At 42.9% G+C, this 6,330-nt stretch carries 5 protein-coding genes; all 5 read right to left on the reverse strand.

Annotated features, from left to right (window positions below; genetic code table 11):
* Positions 1–987: glycosyl hydrolase (locus AC1DPZ_RS19785; protein WP_477406605.1), on the reverse strand; the 987-nt coding region annotated here is incomplete at its 3' end.
* A 61-nt stretch (positions 988–1,048) separates the two neighbouring features.
* The gene (locus tag AC1DPZ_RS19790; RefSeq protein ID WP_477406607.1) at positions 1,049–2,047 is read right to left on the reverse strand and encodes a glycoside hydrolase family 43 protein; all 999 of its coding nucleotides are present in this window, start codon (positions 2,045–2,047) and stop codon (positions 1,049–1,051) included.
* A 50-nt stretch (positions 2,048–2,097) separates the two neighbouring features.
* Positions 2,098–3,507: an alpha-L-fucosidase gene (locus AC1DPZ_RS19795; RefSeq protein WP_477406609.1), complete on the reverse strand. Its 1,410-nt coding sequence runs from the start codon at positions 3,505–3,507 to the stop codon at positions 2,098–2,100.
* Between the two features lie 167 nt (positions 3,508–3,674).
* Positions 3,675–5,126: a RagB/SusD family nutrient uptake outer membrane protein gene (locus tag AC1DPZ_RS19800; RefSeq protein WP_477406611.1), complete on the reverse strand. Its 1,452-nt coding sequence runs from the start codon at positions 5,124–5,126 to the stop codon at positions 3,675–3,677.
* Between the two features lie 20 nt (positions 5,127–5,146).
* On the reverse strand, positions 5,147–6,330 hold a 1,184-nt coding region (locus AC1DPZ_RS19805), incomplete at its 5' end, for a SusC/RagA family TonB-linked outer membrane protein (RefSeq protein ID WP_477406613.1).

The following is a 6,330-nucleotide window of genomic DNA, read 5'->3' on the forward strand; positions in this document are numbered from 1 at the left end:
ATGGATAGTGGTCGGTTCATCACGATTGCAGGATATCACCCCATTGCTATAATGTAACTCAGCCAACTGGATTACACTCCGCTTATTCTTGAATGAACCTTTAACAGCCGGTTTGTCTTTTGTTCGGCCAGGATGGGTAAAATAGAAAATGTAAGCCTTATTATTATTTACCACTACATCGCAATGGCCGCCAATTGCCTGGTCATCCACGCTCTTACCCGGTTTTTCTAAAATACGGTCCTCCTGTTTGGCCCATGTTAATAAATCGTCAGAACTGTAAACCTCCATCCCCTTCCATACATCCACAATCATGAAATACTTATTGCGCCATCTGAAAACTTTAGGACCTTCGCCATTTGCCGGTATGGCTGTGCCTTTATCTATCCAGTTATACAGATCAGTACTTTCGGCATATGCTATTGCTTTACCTTTCTTTTCATCGTTATACCATAGCCTCCATAAACCGTCTGAAACTTTGGCGAGCGAGGCGTCGATGACGTGATGCGTACCTAACGGTAAAACAGCTTCAAATTTCCAATTAAATAAGTCGGTACTGGTTAAATGCACAATTTCCCGGGGATGGTTCCAATCAGTAAATATTCCGGGCACATAGGTTAAATACATATGATACAAGCCTTTATTTTCAATGATATCCGGAGCCCAGAATGTGTAACCAGGGTTAACGCGGTAATTAATGTTTGCCGTATCTCTATATTTCCATACCCTGCCGTCTTTTGATTCGGCTATCCCTATTTTGGTACCATGTACCCATTGAACACCCGTTGAATCATTTAACATGGCGCGACGATTAGTATAAAACATCCACCACATTTTTTGCTGTTTGTTGTAAATCACAACCGGATCAGCAGCGCCATGCTCCAGGGGATCGTCAAACAAAGGTTTAGACACTGCTTTTGTTTGCGCATGTAGATTGGCAACTATTGCGATAAATAGTACCAGCATAGAGGCCCAAGCAACTTTATTCATAAAGTTCATATTAATATTTTTTACTTCCTGGAATGTTAGTCCTAAATCCGGCCACCATAAGTTAAGGGTTATAGACTTCTATCTTACCATCGCTTATGCTTAAAGGCAACCACAGATAGGCAGACTTTTCCAGGTCTGTTTTATTCCACACATCTCCCATAAAGATAAACTTTCCGGCTTCGCCTGCAACGGGTAGTACAAATGCTCCCTGCGAAAAAAAGGTCACTTCTGCATTTAGTCCTTTACATGGATTGCCTTGTTCTATCCATTGCCCCATAATATTATCAGCAACTGCATAAGATGCCGCATTTGGCGACCAGCCCGAACAGCCCGAAGTAATTAAATAGTATTTTCCTTTATTTTTAAAAATAGCCGGGCTTTCCCGTTTTTTATTTTCAAATATTCTTACATATGTTGTTGTTGGCTTTAAATAATCATCGCTCAGCAGGCAAATATGCATCGTATTGTTATCTTCGGATGAGTAGATCAGGTAGGCTTTACCGTCATCATCCTTATACAAAGTCATATCCCTTAGCATTTGGTCGTTGGGTTTTATGCTCCCCAAATATTGGTATGGCCCAGCCGGGCTATTACTTATGGCAACGCCACCCCGCGAGTAGTTGTAGTCGTTCTTATCTATATGCATCCACATCACAAATTTCTTTGAATGCTCATTATAGATCACTTTAGGTCTTTCAATCACCCTGCCGGTATCCAGGTCATTACCCGGGTCATTAACTACTGGTTTCAAGGCGATGCCCCTATATTTCCAATGCTTCAGATCGGTAGATGAATAGCAGGATATCCCTCCTGCCGGAACCCGGTAATCTTCCCAGTTTTGACCGGGAACGAGCCATGTTTTTCCATTTTTTATTTCACCAAAAAGGTAATAAACACCTTGATGATACATTACACCAGGGCCGTGGGCGTTAATAGGTTTCTCATCTGTATCAAATAATACCTTACCATGCACAAGTGTATCTGGCAATGATTTGACCGCATTTGCAAAGGTTAAACTTTTGCTTATTAATAATAACGTGATAAGTGTAATGTATTTCATCTTTCTTAGGTTAATATATTAAGAATGCTGTAAATAAGCTGGTAAAGGGGTTAAAAAGTCTCTGCATTAAAAACAGCAATACTACGCATTATTGCCGGTTGAGCAATAGAACTGGTAACCGTAAAACGCAAGGCTGTGGCCGAGACCTTAGCAAACTGATCTATCCGCTTGTGGCCTATAGTTTGCCCTGCTATAATAGTTTTCCACTTACCGTCAACTTGTGCTTCAATGGTATATTTCGAAATTTTTTGTCCGTCATGCAGATCTTCCATAGTAACCACATGGTCAAATGTTTTTAATCCATTAAATTTCAGGGTTTGCATAGGCGATTTTGAATGAGATGCAGCAATTGGATTACTGAATCTACGCTTAATTTCATTGCCCGTTTCCTTAGCCGCCGCAACAAGGTCGTCAGGAATCAACCCGCGTCGATCAGGAGTCAGGTTCACGATCAAGCCAGATCCACGTCCGATGGTTTCATAGTAAGCCTGCATACGCCTCGCGAGCGACTGAGTTTTACGCGGCCCATCCCACATCCAGCCACCAGTACTAAAGCTAACGGTAGTTGGGGCTATTTGCGGCCGGTAGAATTTGCCTGATGGCTCACCAATATTGATATGATCCCATCTGTAGGTTTTACTAACCGAATATCTGGTGCCATCAACGGTGTTCAGCGCGTTCCAAAGCGGGTAACCAGCTTTACCATTCTCATTACCAACATGCTCTATATCTGGCCCCAAGAAAAGGCATTTAGGCTGAAGCCCATGCGCATATTTGGTCAGCGCTGCATAAAACGCTCTTAATTTACCTCCATAGCGTACAGAATCCATCGCATCTGAACGGCCAAAATGATCGTCCCAGATAAAAACAAGAGGGCCATAATTAGTCATCAATTCGCGGATTTGCTCTTTCTCTTTCTGCAGGGCCYTTTTATACAGCTCCGGATCATCAAATTTATCTATCCTTCCTGTTTCTCCGTCTTTATACCCTGGTTGGCCAGCTTCCCAATGTGAATCTATCCAGGGGGCAGTATATAAACCAACCTTCAACCCGTGTTTTCTGCATGCATTTACAAACTCTCTTACGATATCGCCCTTACCGTTTTTGTAAGGACTCGACGCGATACTGTAATTTGTAGTTTGCGTCGGCCACAAACAAAAGCCCTGCTCATGCCTGGCTGTAAGCACCATATAGGTTGCACCCATTGCTTTAGCGGCCAGCACCCATTGCTCCGGGTTCTGCGCAGTTGGGTTAAATGCCGATGCCGGTGTACTGCCCTGCGGTGCATCCCGAGCGGCATATGTGTCAATACTGTAATGAATAAAAACTCCAAGTTCAAGATCCTGAAATGCAAGTTGCCGGGAAGTAGGGCGCGCCAATATAGGTGACTGTGCCTTCCCCCGCACGGAAGAAAACAACATTAGTATTAGCAACATGATTGTCATAAATATTCTTGCCATTCTTTTATTTTAAAGAAAATGATTTAAAAACTAAAGCTCATTGCTGTTGTGCAGGACAAAAGATGGAATCGCCAGGACGGCGATTCCAATCAAAATCATGCTAAACTTTTTACTTCTTTCATTCTAACCCAACAAGGGGTCGGTTAGGAATTTCAGTGGAAGGATTATCAATTTCCCAAGTTCGGATTTAACTGCAGATCACCGGATGGGATAGGTAAATAGTACTGCGGCGTTCCGATCGGAGCGTTTTCTGACGGATCTCTGTTAGCAATAACCTGGGTTAATAGCTGCAAACGGGTTATATCAAACCACCTGGTATATTCGCCCGCAAATTCCCAGGCCCTTTCACTGATTACCGCTTTTACAAAATCTGTACCTGATAAGCCAATCAAAGGAGTCAAACCAGCACGGGCACGTATGGCGTTAACACTTGCGTAAGCCTGATCATTAACAGCGCCACTCCTGGCCTGTGCTTCGGCATATATCAATAAAACATGTGCATACCGCATCATTTGAACGGTAGCACTTGAGCCGTCGGTACTGCCTTCAACAGGAGCCCTGAACTTCTCATAGTAAGGGTGTTTTACAGCATCACTCTGCCAAGGTATAGTTGTACCATCAGACTTTTTAATAACCGTGTGGAAAGTGGCACTCTTTCTTGGTCCGGCCGGGAAATCAACAAAAAATTTGATTTCTGCAAAAAAATCATCCCAGCCGTTTTCTTCGCCAGGCATTGCAGAAGAACCATAAAGTGCATTTGAATTAAACCAGTTACAGGTACCGCAATTATGAATGGCAAAAACCTCTTCGGATGTTGTTGTTCCTAACCGGGTGTTCTGCCATAATGTGTTTATATCGGCTACCAGATCGAAACCGTAGGTAGCTTTATTGTCAATTACTTCTTTGGCTTTAGCGGCAGCCAATGCATATTTTGAATTATCATTGATGGGCCAGCCGCCTTCTGTAAGGTAAACATCCGCAAGCAACGCTGATGCGGCACCTTTAGAAGCCCTGCCGGCATCCAGCTTTTTATTTTGCATCAGTTTTTCAGCATTCAGAAGATCGCTTTCAATTAGTTTATATACTTCGGCTGGAGCAGATGTTCCGACCTTTAAAACCTCCGGGCTATAAACCTCTGAAGTAATCAGCGGAATTTTTCCCCATAACCTAACAAGCCAATAATAATCAAGCGCGCGAAGATAATAGGCTTCGCCCAGGATTTGATTGATAGCGGCGGCGTCGCCTGTGGTTGATTTATAATTGTTGATAATGTTATTGGAGCCTTGTATTGATTTGTAACATCCGTTCCAAATATTGAGCATCCTGCCGTTAAGGTTGGAAACATGGTATTGATCAAATTCTCTCAGGTCGGCCTTGTTGCTTGCCGGGTGAGTAGTAAGGTCATCAGAGCCCATTAAAACGGCAACAACTGCTGCCGTAGTAAACCCGTTTATCCAGGTGGTTGATAATGGTTTATAAGCGCCTACCAATGCTGCATTTAAACCGGCCACGGTACTTAATGCCTGTGTTCCTACTACCTGGCCTCTGGGGTCTTCATTCAGCGCTTTTTTACAGCCCACCACCGATAGGATCATTAATATAATTAAAATCTTTTTCATAATTTATCTTTTCAATAAGTTTAAAACTTCAATACCGCACCTACGTTAAATGTCTTCGAATTAGGATAAGAGCCAAAATCAATGCTTTGGGTAACATCTGAGCCCGAACCCGCGTTAGTTGACTCCGGATCAAATCCTTTATACCTAGTTATGGTAAATAGGTTGGTTGCACCTACAAATAGCTTTAGATCAACATTTTTGATGGTTCCTTTTGGCAGGTGATAAGAAATATTTAAGTTCTTCAGCCTCACAAAATTTCCATTTTCAAGAAAACGGCTCGATTCAAAATAATCTTTATTGGTTGAGCTGAACGCTGGTATATCTGAGCTTTCATTGATACCGGGCTGGTACCTGTTCAAAACCCCTACATTAGTAGCTTGCTTGGCATCTGCATTTGCGGTAATAGAACTGGCATAAGAGTAATCCAGCTTACTAAAGCCCAATAACGACTGAACAAATACGTTTACCGAGAAATCGCCATAAGTAAAGGTATTATTCCACCCCAGCGATTGTTTAGGCGTACCGTTCCCTATAATCTGAAAATCACTGCCGTTTATGGCGTTGTCCCCATTTAAATCCTGGTAGTGCGAATCGCCTGGCTTATTGCCATACTTTGCAGCTTCAGCTGTTTCATTGGGTTTCCATGTTCCCAAATATTTCAGTCCCCAGTATGAGCCCAGCGCATAGCCAGGTTTAATTATAAATTCGGGTTGGGTAGACAGGCCCGCCCCCGCGTTTGGTACGTTTTTGTCTGAAAACACACTGGCTAATGTACCTAAGCTTTTAACCAGATTTTTTTGAAACGTTATGTTAAATGAGCTCGACCAGGTAAACTTGCCTGATTGCACAGGCGTACCACCAATGTTAAACTCAAGCCCGCTGTTTTTCATTTTCCCAACATTACTAATAATGTTTCCCCCACCTGCATAAGCCGGCAACGGAAGGGATAAAAGCAAATCCCTGGTATTTTTAACATACGCATCAGCTGTAAAATTTAACCTGCTGTTAAACAGCGACAAGTCTAAACCCAGGTCTTCTGCCTGCGTTGTTTCCCATTTCAGGAAAGGGTTGGCGGCGTTACCCAATACGATCCCTGAAGAAACCGATGTATTGTTAAAACTGTTAGCTGCCGAAAAAGCATCACTAAGGTAAGTTGAAAGCGTGGCATATGGATTAGTAGCCTGGCTTCCGGTTAAGCCCCAGC

This window comes from Mucilaginibacter sp. P4_G9 (genome assembly GCF_056400985.1).